Below are 16,408 nucleotides of genomic sequence, written 5' to 3' on the forward strand. Positions count from 1 at the left end.
TTAACTCCTTGCAATAGATATCGACTCTTCCGGCGCCGCTGCCGGACGCCCGAAATAGTACCCCTGTCCGTACCCGACGCCCATCTTGCGCAGCACGGCGATGGTCTCCTCATTCTCGACGAATTCCGCGACGATCTCGAATCCGAGCTGCTTGGCGAAACGGACGATGGTCTTGACCGTACGCTGGGTCATCTCGTCGTCGACGACCTTCGTGATCAGCGAACCGTCGATCTTCAGGATATCGATATCCAGCTCCATCAGGTAGGCGAAGTTGGAGTACCCGATGCCGAAGTCGTCGATGGCGATCCGGCAGCCGTAGGCTTTGACCTTCTTGATGAACGTCTTGACCGCTTCAAGGTCGTCAAGCTCTTCGCTCTCCAGCAGTTCGATATCCAGGCGGCCGGCACGCTCTTTATAGGTCTCGAGCAAAGAGAGCAGCATGGAGACCATCTTTTCGTCAGCCAGGTCGCGCATCCCAAGGTTGATGGAGAAGCGGGTATCGTACCCCTCCATCGCCTCGAAGACCTTATGGACCATCACCTCGGTGATCCGGCGGTAGTAGGGGGTCTGCATCGCTGTATCCAAGAAGACCCCCGGGCCGCTGACGCTGCCGTCGCTCCCCACCATCCGCACCAGGGCTTCATACTTGGCAACCTCGCCGCTTTGCAGCTGCACGATGGGCTGAAACCACGGTACGATGGCATCGCGGTCAAGGGCTCTTTTGAGCTCATGGGCCGTGGCGATGTTCCTGGCTGCCTGTTCTTTAAGGTGCAGCTCCTCCGAGAAAAACAGCACACCCTCGCTGTGGCGCGCTTTGTCGTACTTGAGGATCAGGTCCGCATTCTCCAGCAGCGGCGCCACGCCGTTAACCGCGACGGAAACGGTCAGGTAGACCTCGATATCGTCCACGAAAAAGGTGTAGCCTTCGATGCTTTTTTTCAGCATGCGGCCCATCTGCCGCGCGCGATCGGCATCTATCCCCTGGAGCACTACGCCGAATTCATCCCCTCCCAGACGGAAGTAGTAGGGGTGGAAGGGCTCAAGGACCGGCTGGCGGATCAGCAGGGCGATCTCTTTGAGGATCGCATTGCCGGCGGCGCTGCCGTAAAAGTCGTTGACGTGCTTGAAACGGTCCAGGTTGAGCAGCAGAAGGTAAGGGGATTCAAACTGCTCCTGGAGCTGTTCGAAACGGCTGCGGCTGAGCAGCTCGGTCAGCTGGTCATGACTGATCGCATGGCGCAGCTCCCCCTCGAGTTCCCGCAAATGGCGGTTCTCGTTCCCGGCGCGGATCAGCAGGCCCATGACCAGGACCAGGGCCGTCAGGAAGAGCGCCGCCAGAATGACGACGAAACGGTCGAGCATCTCGTAATCCCGTTTCGCCTCATCGAGGAAGTTCGTTTCCAGCTCCACGATCCGCTGATCGAGGTTGAAGGTCTCGATCCGGTTCACGTTCTGCACGAATCCCGGGTAGTTTGCGGCGATGTAATGCACGTGCAGTATGAAACTCCGGATCAGGGCTGCCTGCGCCTTTGACATGCCGGAGAGCGCTTCCAGCGGCTCCACCTCCCGGTTGAGGTTGCTCAGGAAGGTGGCGTCGAAAAGGATCCGGGCCTGGGAGACCTCCGCGATGACGGAGAGGATCCGGGCATAGGTCACGGGATCGTTTTCGAACATCTTCACCTTCTCCGCCGAGAGCGATGTGATGTAGACAAAGGAGTTCTTGATCCCCGCGTTGAGCATCATGAAATCGTCGAGCATCGACTCGTACCGGTGCAGCGATTCGCCGAGGCGCACCAGGGAGCGGTGGCTCCGCCCGTAGGCACTGCGCTCAAGAAACGCGTTCTTCCGCAGCGCCTCGTATTCATCCTTCAGCGTATTGAGATCGCCCGTGATTTCGTCCTGGTTGGAGTAGGCAAAGAGCGAACTGCGCAGGATCTCGTAGTTGAGGCGGTGGTAGTTTCGGTCGATCGTATGGAAATGGCCGCGGACCTCCCGGAAGTTGTACTCGACATGGCGCTGCGACAGGTAAAAATAGAGCAGGAGCGAAAACGACCCTACCCCGGCCGCCAGCGCCAGGAAGGGCTTCCAGCCGATCTGCCGGAGCCGTGCGCTCATCGGAGCACTTCCGGACGCTCGCCGGTCAGCGTTTTAAGGAACGCCACGATTGCCCTGACGTCCTTATCGCTCAATTCGACCCCCAGGTTATGGTAGCTCATCTTCTGAACTGCGTCGGTCAGGGTCTTGGAGGAGGCATCGTGGAAATAGGGAGCCGTCAAGGCGATGTTGCGCAGGGTCGGGACCTTGTAAACGTTCATGTGGCGGCGTTGATTCGTCACGGCATGCAGGTCCGGCGCCGCTTCGTCATGCTCATAGGGGACAAAGAGGCCCATCTTCTGGAAAGAGTTCCCCCCGATGTTGATCCCGTTATGGCAGGTGATGCAGCCGTAGGCCTTGAACCGCTGATACCCCTCCAGCTCCAGCGGGGAAAGGGTTGTCTCCCCCCGCAAGAAGCGGTCGAAAGGGCTGTCGGGCGTCACCAGCGCCTTTTCAAACTCCACGATCGCCTCGATCGCCTGCTCATAGGTGATCTCCCCTTCGCCGTAAACGGCGGCAAAGGCTTTGACATAATCGGGGTCCGCATTGAGGCGCTGCGCAATCGTGGTGCTCTCCATGCCCATCTCGACAGGGTTGTGGATCGGGCCGCTGGCCTGCTCCATGAGCGATGCCGCGCGCCCGTTCCAGAACTGCTTGAAGTTGTAGCGGGCGTTATACACGGTCGGTGACTGGACGCTGCCCGTTTTCCCCCCGACCCCGATGGAGACCGGACGGGGATCCGCACCGCCATAATTGAAACTGTGGCAGGTGGCGCAGGCGACCGTTTTGTCACTGGAGAGCAGGGTGTCGCTGAAGAGCTGCCGCCCCAGGGCCGCCTTGGCGTGGTCGTACACCACACTCCTGGGGAGGGGCTTAATGGGTTCCTGCCCCATCGCGAGGGACGAAAAGGCCGATAATACGATCACTGCGAGCCAATATTTCATTAGATCGAGTATAGCATAAGCGCGCCCCGCTTTTTCAAACGCAAAGCGTGATCAGCGCACCTGCTCGGCGAGGCGCCAGAAAAGGCGGAGGCTGCGGAGGGCGCGGTGGTCCATACGGTAGTGGATCCCCTCCAGGTAGGCGAGGATATCCTGTGGCCGGACACCGGTACGCGCGGCAGCGCGTTTGAGCAGGTACTGCGGGATTTTCTGGGGACGCCGGGCGAAAGCACGGCCGAGCCGCCGCATCTGTTTTTCGTTCCCCTGGTACGACAGCAGTCCGAAAACAAAAGGGAGACCGTAGCGTTTGTGCCACTCTTCGGCCAGGTCCAGCGCCTCGACCCCCTCCAGATAGGCCCGCAGCGCGGGATCGCCGATAATGACCCTCCCCTCGAGCCCCAACACCCGCGTCAGGGCGTTGGAGGTCTCCGAAGCCGTATCCGTCTGAGGGCTTTCGGAGGGGATCAACAAGACGCTCTGCACGGGGCCGTCGGCGATGATCCCGAGGTTCAGATGTTTCTGCCCCTTGGCCCGGATACTGGAGATGAACGCAGCATCGATCTTGCGCGCCCGGTAGGCACGGTTGATGGCGGAGGGCACGTTCGCCCCGTGACGCAGCATCATCTGCGACCGCGACACGCGCAGGTAACGCTTCATAAAAATGTGAAACGGCAGCAGATTCAGATATTCGATCCGGCCAAAACGCATAGCCCCTCCTGAAATAAAGCTAACAATTATACGGCGCCTCCTCTGAAATAACCCGTCCTCAACTCCGCTTTGTTATAATCACGGACTTGTTTTCATAAGGATTACCACTATGGTTCGTATCGAATTCCTTGGGCCGATCAACAAACCGGCCATCGAAATGGAAGCCGCCACCCTCGCAGACGTCGCCAAGGCCCTGCGCGAGGATGCCGAACTCGCCCCCTGGCTGGAGAACAGCGCCGTCGCCGTCAACGACACCCTCGTTGCCGGCCTCGAGACGCCACTGAAATCCGGGGACAAAGTCTCCCTGCTTCCGCCGGTCTGCGGAGGCTGAGGCGTGCTGGAACTCTTTGACGGGGCACTCGACGTGCCCGCACTGCTGACACGCTGGTACGAAGAGGAGGCGCAGAGCAACTACGGCGCCTACATCCCCTTTGTCGGGACCGTCCGCGACGAGAACGGCATCGAGGGACTGAGCTTCGACATCTACGAACCGATCCTTAACAACTGGTTCGATGCCTGGCAGGAAAAAGCCGCCGAGAAGGGTGCCGTCCTGAAGATGGCCCACAGCCGCGGCGACGTCCTGTTGCACGAATCCTCCTACATTGCCGCCGTCTTCTCCCCCAAACGCCGCGTGGCCCTGGAGACGATCGAGGCGTTCGTCGAGGACTTCAAAGCCAGCGCCCCCATCTGGAAATACGACCTCATAAACGGCAAACGGGTCTACGCCGATGACCGTTCCACCGCCATCAAAGGCAGCGGGCTGCTGGCCGGGGGTGAGTCGTGAGTTTCCTCTCCTACACCGAATCCGTCGACCGCCTGCTCTCCCTCGATACCGGCCGCGTCCGCGTTGAGAAGGTCGCCCTGCCCGACGCGCTCGGGCGCATGCTTGCCGAACATATCGTCGCCGACGAGGACTACCCCCGCCACCCGACGGCCTCCATGGACGGCTACGCCATCGTGGCCGCCGACCAGAGTCAAGGCGCGATCGCCCTCTCCCGCAGCGACAACCCCGCCGGCAGCGACGGCCGGGAAGCCGTCCGCAGCGGCATGGCCGTCAAGACCTTTACCGGCGCCAAGATGCCCGAGGGTGCCGACACCCTCATCCCCATCGAGAACGTCACGGTCGAAAACGGTGCCATCCGCATCGACACCCCCGTACGCGAAGGGTTCAGCGTCCGTCCCGTCGGCGAGAGCTACTTTGAAGGCGAGATCCTCATCCCTGCCGGCACGGCCATCGGCTATGCCGAGATCGGGGTGATGGCGGGACTGAACCGCGTCATGATCCCCGTCGCCCGCCGCCCCCGCGTCGGCGTCCTCTCGACCGGCAGCGAGATCCTCGACCTGGGCGAACGCGAACGCACCGATTCGCAGATCCGCAGCTCCAACAACTACACCCTCGCCGCCCTGGCGCAAAGCGCCGGCGCGGAAGTCGTGCAGCTCGGCACCGCCGAGGATGACCGGCAGAGCATTACGGCCGCCTTCGAGAACGCCCTGGAGTGCAGCGACATCGTCGTCAGCACCGGCGGGGTCAGCGTCGGTGACTACGACTTCGTCAAGGATGTCGTTCCGGCCCTGGGAGCCACCGTCATCTTCAAAGGGGTACGGATGAAACCGGGACAGCATGTCATGGTCGCCCAGCGCGGCAATCAGTTCATCCTGGCCCTGCCCGGCTTCGCCTACTCCTCGACGGTCACCTTCATTCTCTACGCCCTGCCGCTTATCCGAAAGATGCTCGGGCGCGATCCCGGCCACGCGATCGTCGAGGCGACCCTAGCCGAGCCCTTCAACAAACGCTCGAACAAAAGCGAATTCACGACCTGCAACCTCCGCCTGAGCGAAGGAAAATATCTCGTCGATTTCGAAGAGAAGAAAGCGGCCTCCTCCGCGGTGCTGACCAATATGCTGGACAACGCCGCCCTGATGATCACCGACGAAAGCGACGGCCCGCTGGACGCGGGGACCGTCGTACGCGTCATCCGGCTCGACCGGTTGTAGCAATGGGAGAGAAGATGCAGCTCGTACTCGCCACCTCCAACAAGGGGAAGATCCGTGAGATCGCCCAGCTCTGCGACAGCTTTGAAGTCGTCGCCTTCAGCGATCTCGTCGACCTCGGCGAGATCGTCGAGGACGGTGATACCTTCGCCGCAAACGCGATGATCAAGGCGCGTACCGTCTATGACGCCCTGAACGACCCCGATGCCATTGTCCTCTCCGACGACAGCGGCATCAGCGTCGAAGCCCTGGACAACGCCCCCGGCATCTACAGCGCCCGCTATGCCGGCAAAGGCGCGACGGACAAAGACAACCTCAACAAGCTCGTCGAGGCCCTCAAAGCCAAGGGACTCACAGAGTCCCCCGCCTTCTACACCGCGGCCATCAGCATCGTCTGCCGCGAAGGCGAATACACCGTCCACGGCTGGATGCACGGGAAGGTCATCGATACCCCCCGCGGCGACGGCGGCTTCGGCTACGACCCGATGTTCATTCCCCAGGGATTTGAGCAGACCCTCGGCGAACTGGACGGCGAGATCAAAAAGCGCATCTCCCACCGCTCCAAGGCCCTGGGCCTCGCCAAGGTCGTCCTGGCCACCATCCGCAAGGCGCGCCACTAGCGCCTGCCTAAACATCCCAGCCTTAACGACATTTCAGTTATAATCTCTCTATGAAACAAAACTATATTCCCGTAGCACGCGAGGTGCTTTCCATCGAAGCCGAGACGCTGCAAAAGGCCTCTGAAGCCCTCGATGAAAGCATCAACCTCGCCGTCAACCTCATCCTCGAAACCCGCGGGAAACTGATCGTGACGGGGGTGGGTAAATCGGGCCTGATCGGCGCCAAAATCGCCGCCACCATGGCCTCGACAGGAACCCCGAGCTTTTTCCTTCACCCCACCGAGGCGCTGCACGGCGACCTGGGCATGATCGGCAAGGAGGACGCCGTCCTCGCCATCAGCTACAGCGGCGAAAGCGAGGAGCTCAGCTCCATCCTGCCGCACATCAAGCGGTTCGACATTCCGCTCATCGGCCTGACCCGCAGCGCCGAGTCGACGCTGGGGCGCTACAGCGACGTGCTCGTACCCATCCGGGTCGAACGCGAAGCCTGCCCCCTCGGCGTCGCCCCGACGAGCTCGACGACCCTGACCCTCGCCGTCGGCGACGCCCTGGCCGTCTGCCTGATGAAAGCCCGGGACTTCCAAAAGGAGGATTTCGCCTCTTTCCACCCCGGCGGTAGCCTCGGCCGGAAGCTCTTCGTGAAGGTCGCGGACGTTATGCGCAAGGAGCAGCTGCCCGTCACCGACGAGAACACCCCGCTCAAAGAGGCTATTGTCACCATGAGCGAGGGGCGACTGGGCGCCGTGCTGCTGACCGGCAGCGACGGCACGCTGCGCGGTCTGCTGACCGACGGGGACCTCCGCCGCGCCCTGATGCGCCCCGGCTTTGACATCAATGCCCCGGCGAAAACCTATGCCACCCCCGAACCGCGGACCGTCAGAGAGAGCGAAATGCTCGCCAGCGATGCCCTGGTGCTGATGGAAGAGAAGAAGATCCAGCTGCTCATCGTTACCGATGCGGCCGGCCATATCCACGGCGTGCTCCACCTGCACGACCTCGTTGAAAAGGGGATCGCATGACGCGTCTCAACAAATTTATCTCGCACCACTCCACCTATTCCCGCCGCGAGGCCGACCGCGCCATCCAGGAGGGGTATGTCCGCATCAACGGCGAGGTCGTCACCAACCCGGCCACCCAGGTCGACGAAAAGAGCGACGAGGTCTACATCAGCGGAAAAAAAGTCAGTACCGTCGAGAAGATGACCGTCATCGTCTACAACAAACCCCGCGGCGAACTCGTCACCAAAAAAGACCCCCAGGGGCGCCGTACCATCTACGACACGCTGGAGAAACCGTACAAACACTTCATTCCCGTCGGGCGGCTCGACTTTGCCACCGAAGGGCTGCTGCTGCTCACCGACAGCCCCCGCGTCGCCTCCGTGCTGATGCACTCCGCGCTGGAACGTGTCTACAAGGTCAAGATCAAAGGGCCCGTGACCGAAGCAATGGAGGAGGCGATGCGGGAGGGGATGCACCTCGAGGACGCCTCGGCCGGAGGCCATGGCAAAAGTGATATCGAAGCAATGACCTTCGCCCCTTTCTACGCCTTCCAGGTGCAGAAGAACCGCCACGACTACTCCATCCTCAAGATCGCTATCGGCGAGGGGAAGAACCGCGAGATCCGCCGTTTCTTCGCCCATTTCGGCGCCGAGGTCGCCGACCTGAAACGCCTCTCCTACGGGGGAATCGAGCTCAACAACCTCCCCACCGGGAAAACGCGTTTTCTTTCCCGCAGCGAATACGCCAGTCTGCGCGACTTCATCAAAGAAGAGGAGAAGAAACAATGAAAACCCTGACGCTCACCACCAAAAGCAAAACGGAAATCACCGACATCACCAACGAGATCCGGGAGGCGGTCATCACCTCGGGAGTCAAAGAGGGGATCTGCGTCGTCTTCACCCCCCATACGACCACCGGCGTCATGCTCTCCGAAAACGTCGACCCGCGGCTGCAGCGCGACCTGCTCGGTTCGCTCGCGCGGATTGCACCGGATAATGTCCGCTACGCCCACGGCGGCGGCAATGCGGCGGCCCACATCAAGTCCGCGCGCACGGGCGTCAGCATTACCATCCCTGTCGTCGGCGGCCGCCCGCTGCTGGGCGAATGGCAGGGCGTGCTCTTCGCCGAATTCGACGGGCCGCGCGAGGCGCGCGAAGTCATGATCAAGATCATCGCCGGCTAGGAATGGACTTTACCGCGCTGCTCCGTCCCGACACCTTTGACGCCCTGCTGGGCCAGCCGCACCTGAGCGCCCCAGACGCGCCGCTGCGCACCCTCTGTGAAAAAAATGCGCTGGGGCACACCTTCTTCTACGGTCCCCCCGGTACGGGGAAGACCTCAATCGCCCGCATCATCGCCAAGGTGATGGACCTCCCCTTTTATGAATTCAACGCGACCTCGCTGAAGATCGAGCAGCTGCGCAAGATCTTCGACCAGTACAAAAACGCGCTGACAAGACCGCTCCTCTTCATCGACGAAGTGCACCGCCTGGCCAAGAACCAGCAGGAGGTTCTGCTGCCTGTCATGGAGACTAACAGCGTGTTAGTCATCGGTGCGTCCACCGAAAACCCCTACTTTTCGCTGACGGCGGCGATGCGCTCGCGTTCCATGCTGTTTGAGCTGAAGCCCGTGGACGAAACGGCGATGGCGACAATCCTGGAAAAGGCCGTAGCCCAGTCGGGCTGTACGATTGACGAGGATGCCCGCGACTACCTTATCCGCACCAGCGGCGGGGATGCCCGGGCGATGCTGAAACTGCTGGAGTTTGCCCTGGCGATCCGCAACGATATCGACCGCGACCTGCTGCAGAGCCTTCGCCCGGCCGCCCAGAGCCGCGGCAGCGCCGAAGCGACGGAGCACTACGACCTCGCCTCGGCGCTGATCAAGTCGATCCGCGGTTCCGACCCTGACGCGGCCGTCTACTACCTCGCCCGCCTCATCGAAGGGGGCGAACCGCCCGAGTTCATCGCCCGTCGCCTCGTCATCCTTGCCAGCGAGGACATCGGCAACGCCAACCCCCAGGCATTGACGCTCTGCACCTCCGCCATGACCTCCGTCAAGCAGATCGGCTATCCCGAGGCGCGGATCATCCTCGCCCAGGCCGTCATCTACCTCTGCGCCTCTCCCAAGTCCAACAGCGCCTACAGCGCAATCAACGCTGCGCAGCAGGCAATCAGGGACGGCGTCCTGCTTGATCCGCCTCCGACGATACGCCAGTTCAACGAACACTACCGCTACCCCCACGACTACGGCGGCTGGGTACCGCAGGAGTACCTTACCGAACCGCTGCACTTCGTCGACTTCAAGCCCATCGGCTATGAGCAGAAGATGGGGGAGTGGCTGCGCAAAATCCGCGGGGATGACGCACCAGCTTAAACGAACAATAAACCCCCCTGTTGTACCTAAAGTAAACACACGCCCTAAGTATTTCTTCTTATAATGTTGGGATTTTTCCTTCCAAGGATGCTTGATGAAAACCATCATGAAGAAAACCCTCCCCCTGAGCATGATCATCGGCCTGCGCTTTTTCGGGCTTTTTATCGTCCTCTCCGTGCTGTCGCAATACGCCCTGGAACTGCCGGGCGGCACCCCCTTCCTCGCCGGGGTCGCCCTGGGGGGCTACGCCCTGACACAGGCTTTCTTACAGGTCCCTTTCGGGGCGATGAGCGATAAGTTCGGCCGCAAAAAGACGATCCTTGTCGGGCTGCTCATCTTCGCCTCCGGGTCCGTGATCGCCGCATCGGCGGAGAACGTCTACTGGCTGCTGCTCGGCCGCTTCCTGCAGGGTGCCGGCGCCATCGGTTCCGTCGTCACCGCGATGATCGCCGACCAGGTCCGCGAGGACGAACGCGCCCACGCCATGGCCGTCATGGGAATGGTCATCGCCATGAGCTTCGCCGCCTCCATGATCATCGGGCCGCTCGTCGCCGGGGTCTGGTCCGTCTCCGCCCTCTTCTGGCTGACGGCGATCCTCTCTATCACCGCCCTCGTCATCCTCTTCACCGCCGTACCGGAACCGCCGCAGATCGTCCACCACTACAGCGAGGACGAGGCGCAGATCAAGCATGTCTTCAAGGACAAGGAACTGGTGCGCATGTACATCACCTTCCTCTTCCACAGCTCAACGATGGCGATCGCCTTTTTCCTCATTCCGATCATCATGAAACAGCAGTTCGGCATGGGCACAATGGAGTTCTGGAAGGTCTACCTCCCCGCCGTTATTTTCGGGATCCTCGCGATGGGACCGGCGGCCGTCTTCGGCGAGAAATACGCCAAAGGGAAGCAGATCTTCCTCATCTCTATCGGCTTTATCATCGCGGCGTTCGCGCTGATGGGCTTTACGACCTCCTTCTGGGCCTTTGCCGTCGGCGCCGTCTTCTTCTTCATCGGCTTCAACATGTTCGAGCCGCTCTTGCAGAGTTTCGTCAGCAAATTTGCCAAAGTGCACCAGAAGGGTGCTGCCCTCGGCGTCGCCAACACCTTCGCCTACGTCGGGATCTTCGTCGGCGGGGCACTGGGCGGGGCGCTCTACCAGCACTTCTCCAAAGAGGGGGTGGCGATCTTCGTCATGAGCGCATCGGTGCTCTGGTTCCTCTGGATCCTCGGCATGCGCAACCCGGGGCTGCGCGCGACACTCTTCCTCGATTTCGAAGCCTATGACAAGGCCAAGGTGCCTTCGCTCAAGGGCATGGAGGGGATCTCCGACTTTTACGTCAACGAAACCGAGAGCCTCATTGTCATCAAGTACGATGCCGAACTCCTCAACGAAGAGGGGCTCAAAACCCATATGCTCAAAGTGGCCTGAAGCCGCACGGGCTCCGCACTGCACTCCTGCAAAAATCCTCTGAAAAAACGTGTAAGAAAAAAATGCCGCTGAAACGGCCGATGCCTAGCCGTAGAGGCGTTCAAGCATCATCTGGATGGAGACCCGGCCGCCCCATTCGTTGCGGGCCAGGGTATAGCTGCAGGTGAGACGGCCGCTCTCAGGCCGCTCCAGCTTTCGCCGGAAGGCCATAAGGTCATACGTCTCGCGTTCGTGCCGGAAAAGCCGCAGACTGACCTTGGAGTGGTCTCCGTCGCTGCCGAGGTAGCGGATGCCGACGACCTCGGCATCCCGTGCCAGAAAGCGGGGGCGGGGGTTGCCCTCGCCGTAGGGCTCGTAGCGCTCCAGGATCTCCAGCAGTTCAAAATCCACGCTGCCCGTGTCGAGCTGTCCGACGATCTCTTCGACCGGCAGGAACTCCTCCGGGTCGAGCGTTGCCGCTTCGGCGTTGATCCCGGCGCGGAAGGCGTCGACATCCTCGGCACGCAGGGAGAGTCCCGCCGCCATCTTGTGGCCGCCGAACTTCTCGAGCAGCCCCTCCTGCGAAGCGATCAGGTCGTAGATACTGACGTTGCCGAGCGAACGCGCACTCCCTTTGGCCCGTCCCTCCTCGATGCTGAGCACGATGGTCGGCTTTTCAAACCGCTGCACCAGACGCGCGGCGACGATGCCCACAACCCCCTCGTGCCACCCTTCGTGGGCGACGACGATCACCCGGTCGTCGGGCCGGACCAGGGCGATGGCCTCCTCCGTCGCCTCTGCCTCGATGGCCTTGCGCATGACGTTGAGCTGCGTCAGGAGTTCAAACTGCCTGAAAGCCGTCTTCTCATCCGGTGCAATCAACAGTTCCAGGGCTAAAGAAGCGTCCTCCAGGCGGCCGGCGGCATTGATGCGCGGCGCGATCTGGAAACCGATATCCTCGGCCCCCAGTTTCGTCTTCCCCAATGCTTCGCGGACGATGACGGAGAAAGGACGGGCGGAGCGCTCCATCTGGGCGAGCCCCGCCTGGACGATCGCACGGTTGATGCCCATAAGCGGCATCACATCGGCGATGATCGCCAGGGCAAGGAGTTCGAGGAACTGCCCCATATCGATGGAGAGCCCCAGCTCCTTCTTGATCAGCGCCATCAGCAGCCACGCCACCTGCGCCCCGCAGATCTCCGGGAAAGCGTAGTGATCGTCAGCGCGCTTCGGATCAACGACGGCGTAGGCGTCGGGCAGTTTCTCCGAAGGCGTATGGTGGTCGGTGATGATAAGGTCGATGCCGCGCGCTTTGCACACCTCTGCCGCCGCGAAGGCGTTGATGCCGTTGTCGACGGTAAACACGACGTCGGCGTCAATGCGCTCGAGCACGCGTTCGGAGACGCCGTAACCGTCTGTGAAACGGTTGGGTATAGTCACCTCGAGGGGATAGGGGATCTGCCGGAAAAAGAGAGTCGTGATCGCCGTGGCGGTCACCCCGTCGACATCATAATCCCCCACCAGGGCGATGCGTTCGCCTTTGCGAATGGCATCGGCGATCCGTTTCGCGGCCTTTGAAGCATCGGTCAGACCGGCGGGGTCGGGGATATCGGAGAGTTTGGAAAAACCGGAAGCAAAACGCGAACGCAGCAGTGCCTCCAGGGCACGCTTGTCCAGCAGCGGAGCGTCAGGCGCCTTTGGCATGGGCCAGCGCCGCCTTGACGAAGGCGAGAATGGAGGGGTTCGGCGTCTGCAGACGCGAGGTGAATTCCGGGTGGAACTGGACACCGAGGAACCAGGGGTGCGCCGGGATCTCGACGGCTTCGATCAGGCCGTTGGATTCGCCGGTAACGATCATACCGGCATCCTCGAGCTCCTTACGGTAGGTCGGATTCGCCTCGTAACGGTGGCGGTGGCGCTCGAGGATCGTCTTTTCGCCGTTATAGGCTTCGCGCAGCAAAGAGCCCTCTTTCGTGTCACAGGGGTATTCGCCAAGGCGCAGCGTCCCGCCCATCGGCGACTTGTGGGTCCGCAGCTCGGTCTCGCCGCTCTGGTTGATGAAGTTGTCGATCAGGTAGATCATCGGGTGCGCCGTCTCCTCATCGAACTCGATGGAGTTGGCATCCTCATAACCCAGCACATTGCGGGCGTACTCGACGAGGGTCAGCTGCATGCCGAGACAGATACCGAGGTAGGGCACTTTGTTCGTACGGGCATAATTGATCGCCTGGATCTTCCCTTCCACCCCGCGCGAACCGAAACCGCCGGCGACGAGGACGGCATCGCAGTCCTGCAGCAGCGTCTCCGCGCCGCGCTCCTCGATCTCCTCGCTGTCGACCCAGCAGAAATCAACTTTTGTATCCAGGTGTGCACCCGAGTGGATCAGCGCCTCGATCAGAGACTTGTAAGACTCCTTGAGCTCCAGGTACTTTCCGACGAAACCGATACTGATACGCTCCTGCGGAGAGACGATCTTCTTGACCAGTCCATCCCACTGCTCCATGTCCGGGTTCAGCTCGCCCAGCTCCAGCGCCTTGGCGATCGGAGGCAGGATATTCTGGTGCATGAAGCTGATGGGCACCGCGTAGACGCTCGGCGCGTCCAGGGCCTCGATGACGCTGTCCTGGGAAACGTCACAGGAGAACGCGAGCTTTTTCTTGAAGGTTTTCGGCAGGGCGTGTTCGCTGCGGGCGATGATCATCTGCGGAGTGATACCGATGCGGCGCAGCTCCTGGACCGAGTGCTGGGTCGGTTTGCTTTTATGCTCGCCGGCCGCTTTGATGTAGGGGATCAGGGTGACGTGGATAAAGAAGGTCCCTGCCACATCCTCATCATGCTTCATCTGGCGCACGGCCTCCATGAACGGCTGCCCCTCGATGTCGCCGACAGTCCCGCCGAGCTCGACGACAAGGATGTCGTGCCCTTCGCCCGCCTTTTTGATACGGTCAACGATCTCGCCGACGATATGCGGAATGACCTGGATCGTCTGTCCCAGATACCCCCCGGCGCGTTCGCGCTCGATCACCGAGCTGTAAACCTGCCCCGTCGTGAAGTTGCTGGTCTTAAGAAAGGAGGTATCGAGGAAACGCTCGTAGTTCCCGATATCGAGGTCGGTTTCCGCACCGTCCTTCGTGACGAAAACTTCTCCGTGTTCCAGGGGACTCATCGTCCCCGGGTCGACGTTGATATAGGGGTCGATCTTGAGCATACCGACCTTTTTTCCGGAATGCTTCAGCAGCGCGCCGATGGAAGCAGCCGTGATCCCTTTACCAAGGGAACTCAGTACCCCACCCGTTACAAAGATAAATTTCGTCATCGCAGACCCCGTTTGAAGCTATATTTTTTCGCAATTATAACGGGCGGCGGCTTATCGCTGTATGAGATACTCCTGCTATACTTACCGGAAAAAAGAAACATACATGGACCAGCCCCTGCTCTACGCCGTTACGGCCCTCGCCATCTCCGTTGTCGTCAACATCCTTCTCAAGAAGATCGGCGTCTCCCAGGTGATCGGCTACATTCTGACCGGCACGATCATCGTCTATGCTTTCGACCTGCGCCACTACAACGATTCGCACACCCTTGAGCAGATCGCGGAGTTCGGGATCGTCTTCTTGATGTTCACGATCGGCCTGGAACTCTCCCTGCCCCGGCTGGGGGCCCTGAAACAGATCGTCTTCGTCAACGGCCTGCTTCAGGTGCTTGTCACGGCGGTCACCGTCTTTGGCTTTGCCTATGCGCTTTTGGGCATCGGCCTCACCTCATCCATCATTATCGCCAGCGCCTTCGCGCTCTCTTCCACCGCCGTCGTGCTCAGCTATCTCAAAAGCTCCAAAGAGATCCATCTCCCCTACGGGCAGCGCGCCATGGGGATCCTGATCTTCCAGGATATTGCCGTCATCCCGATCCTGCTGCTTATCGGCTTCCTTGCCAGCGAAGGGGGGGACTGGCAGAGTACGCTCCTGCACACCGCCGAGAGTGCCGTGCTGATCCTCGTCATCCTCTTTTCCGTCGGCAGACCGCTGATGACCTGGCTGCTGCATTTCGCAGCCGACAGCGGGATCGAGGAGCTCTTCCTCGGCTCGGTCCTCGTCATCGCCGTCGGCGCCTCCCTCCTGGCCGATGCGATGGGCTTTACCTACTCGCTGGGCGCCTTCCTCGCCGGGGTCATCATTGCCGAGACCAAGTACCACCACAAGGTCGAGGCGGATATCGCCTCTTTCAAAGATCTCCTGCTGGGCGTCTTCTTTGTCACCGTCGGCATGAAAATAGACCTCGCTTTCTTCGCCGATCACCTCGTCAACATCCTCGGTGTCCTCGCCGCCGTCATGCTCCTCAAAAGCCTGATCATCTTCGCCCTGATCCGCCTGAGCAGTCCGACGCCCGTCGCCCTCAAAAGCGCGCTGGCGCTCTCCCAGCTCGGCGAGTTCTCCTTCGCCATTTTCGCCCTGGCCGCCTCGGACGGCCTGCTCGATCCGGCCCTGGAACAGTACCTGATCATGATGGTCGTCGTCTCCCTCGTGCTGACCCCTTTCTACCTGCCGAAAATCCACCCCTTCGTACTCAAACGCTTTCAGCAAAAAGGGCTCCACGACAACCTTGCCCCCGTGGCGGAGCACCGGAACCACGTTATCGTCTGCGGCTACAGTACCGTCGGGAAGTTCGTTGTTTCCGAACTGAAGGCCCGGGGGATGGATTACGTCATTATCGACAACTCCCTCAAACACGTCAAAGAGGGACTGGCCCTCAAAGAGGCCATCTACCTCGGCGACCTCTCCAAGCCGGCCATCGCGGAGGCCCTGCATACGGAGAACGCCTCGGCCGTGATCGTGACGCTGGACAACCCGGAAAAGAAAAACCTCATCTGCGAAACGGTGCTGGCCATCAATCCTCAGGCGAACCTTGTCGTGAAAATCGTGACGCTCGAAGAGAAAAAAGGGCTGGAAGAGCTGCATGTCGGACATATCGTCGATGGCAAACATGAAGTCGCAAAGGTCCTGGTCTCCCAGGCAATGCAGTGTGAAATGTAAATGGATGGTTTAAAAACATCCCGGTAAAAGGAGGGGGGAAACCGGGATGCGCTTCATAGGTATATAAGGAGTGTATAAATGAAACTCAATGACTGCTACTGTTGTCGTTGAGACGGTGGAAGTATAGGGCAGTAGAGGTAAACTATCCGTAAATATACAGGTGTATACAAATCTTTTATGTTATGTTTAAGTATAACAAATAGTTTTACTTCGCCTTTGTCCGCCACCCCTTTCGCTATAA

The 16,408-nt window shown here is 60.5% G+C and carries 15 protein-coding genes; 10 read left to right on the top strand and 5 right to left on the bottom strand.

All coding sequences use genetic code 11. The annotated features are described in order from the left end of the window. Genes WCX72_RS12485 through WCX72_RS12495 form a run of 3 tightly spaced genes read right to left on the bottom strand, consistent with a single transcriptional unit; the run spans position 1 to position 3,743 of the window. Complete coding sequence (locus WCX72_RS12485; RefSeq protein WP_345970063.1) at positions 1-2,115, bottom strand: EAL domain-containing protein; 2,115 nt, start codon at positions 2,113-2,115, stop codon at positions 1-3. Next, positions 2,112-3,038 (bottom strand): cytochrome-c peroxidase, encoded by a 927-nt coding sequence (locus WCX72_RS12490; RefSeq protein WP_345970065.1) that lies wholly within the window; start codon positions 3,036-3,038, stop codon positions 2,112-2,114. The genes WCX72_RS12485 and WCX72_RS12490 overlap by 4 nt, the downstream gene beginning before the upstream one ends. A 51-nt stretch (positions 3,039-3,089) precedes the next feature. Then, positions 3,090-3,743, bottom strand: a complete 654-nt coding sequence (locus WCX72_RS12495; protein WP_345970067.1) for an MqnA/MqnD/SBP family protein — start codon at positions 3,741-3,743, stop codon at positions 3,090-3,092. Positions 3,744-3,852: 109 nt separating this feature from the next. On the opposite strand from WCX72_RS12495, the gene WCX72_RS12500 reads away from it, so the two are divergent. From WCX72_RS12500 to WCX72_RS12540, 9 genes are all read left to right on the top strand, one after another. Next, positions 3,853-4,074, top strand: coding sequence for a MoaD/ThiS family protein (locus tag WCX72_RS12500; RefSeq protein ID WP_231019418.1), 222 nt, complete (start codon positions 3,853-3,855; stop codon positions 4,072-4,074). A gap of 3 nt (positions 4,075-4,077) precedes the next feature. Then, entirely contained in the window at positions 4,078-4,527 is a 450-nt protein-coding gene (locus WCX72_RS12505) for a molybdenum cofactor biosynthesis protein MoaE (protein WP_345970068.1), read from the top strand. Then, a complete protein-coding gene (glp, locus tag WCX72_RS12510; RefSeq protein ID WP_345970069.1) occupies positions 4,524-5,738 on the top strand; it encodes a gephyrin-like molybdotransferase Glp in 1,215 nt (404 codons plus the stop codon). The genes WCX72_RS12505 and glp overlap by 4 nt, the downstream gene beginning before the upstream one ends. A 14-nt stretch (positions 5,739-5,752) precedes the next feature. After that, a complete protein-coding gene (gene rdgB, locus WCX72_RS12515) occupies positions 5,753-6,355 on the top strand; it encodes an RdgB/HAM1 family non-canonical purine NTP pyrophosphatase (protein ID WP_345970070.1) in 603 nt (200 codons plus the stop codon). Positions 6,356-6,405: 50 nt separating this feature from the next. Continuing rightward, positions 6,406-7,374 carry a KpsF/GutQ family sugar-phosphate isomerase gene (locus tag WCX72_RS12520; RefSeq protein ID WP_345970071.1) on the top strand — a complete coding sequence of 323 codons (969 nt, stop codon included), beginning with the start codon at positions 6,406-6,408 and terminating at the stop codon, positions 7,372-7,374. Next, complete coding sequence (locus tag WCX72_RS12525; protein WP_345970072.1) at positions 7,371-8,141, top strand: pseudouridine synthase; 771 nt, start codon at positions 7,371-7,373, stop codon at positions 8,139-8,141. The genes WCX72_RS12520 and WCX72_RS12525 overlap by 4 nt, the downstream gene beginning before the upstream one ends. Beyond that, positions 8,138-8,536: a secondary thiamine-phosphate synthase enzyme YjbQ gene (locus WCX72_RS12530; RefSeq protein ID WP_345970073.1), complete on the top strand. Its 399-nt coding sequence runs from the start codon at positions 8,138-8,140 to the stop codon at positions 8,534-8,536. Before WCX72_RS12525 ends, WCX72_RS12530 begins: the two co-directional genes overlap by 4 nt. Positions 8,537-8,538: 2 nt before the next feature. Then, a complete protein-coding gene (locus WCX72_RS12535) occupies positions 8,539-9,729 on the top strand; it encodes a replication-associated recombination protein A (protein WP_345970074.1) in 1,191 nt (396 codons plus the stop codon). Positions 9,730-9,823: 94 nt separating this feature from the next. Next, a complete protein-coding gene (locus tag WCX72_RS12540) occupies positions 9,824-11,158 on the top strand; it encodes an MFS transporter (RefSeq protein WP_345970075.1) in 1,335 nt (444 codons plus the stop codon). An 84-nt stretch (positions 11,159-11,242) separates the two neighbouring features. On the opposite strand, the gene recJ is transcribed toward WCX72_RS12540, so the two are convergent. After that, positions 11,243-12,841, bottom strand: coding sequence for a single-stranded-DNA-specific exonuclease RecJ (gene recJ / locus WCX72_RS12545; protein ID WP_345970076.1), 1,599 nt, complete (start codon positions 12,839-12,841; stop codon positions 11,243-11,245). Beyond that, positions 12,825-14,453 carry a CTP synthase gene (locus WCX72_RS12550; RefSeq protein ID WP_345970077.1) on the bottom strand — a complete coding sequence of 543 codons (1,629 nt, stop codon included), beginning with the start codon at positions 14,451-14,453 and terminating at the stop codon, positions 12,825-12,827. The genes recJ and WCX72_RS12550 overlap by 17 nt, the downstream gene beginning before the upstream one ends. Positions 14,454-14,556: 103 nt before the next feature. Here WCX72_RS12550 and WCX72_RS12555 point away from each other — a divergent pair, with 103 nt between their 5' ends. After that, a complete protein-coding gene (locus tag WCX72_RS12555) occupies positions 14,557-16,167 on the top strand; it encodes a cation:proton antiporter (RefSeq protein ID WP_345970078.1) in 1,611 nt (536 codons plus the stop codon). Positions 16,168-16,408: the final 241 nt, after the last annotated feature.

The organism is Thiomicrolovo immobilis (genome assembly GCF_039645955.1).
GTDB classification, from domain to species: domain Bacteria; phylum Campylobacterota; class Campylobacteria; order Campylobacterales; family Sulfurimonadaceae; genus Thiomicrolovo; species Thiomicrolovo diazotrophicus.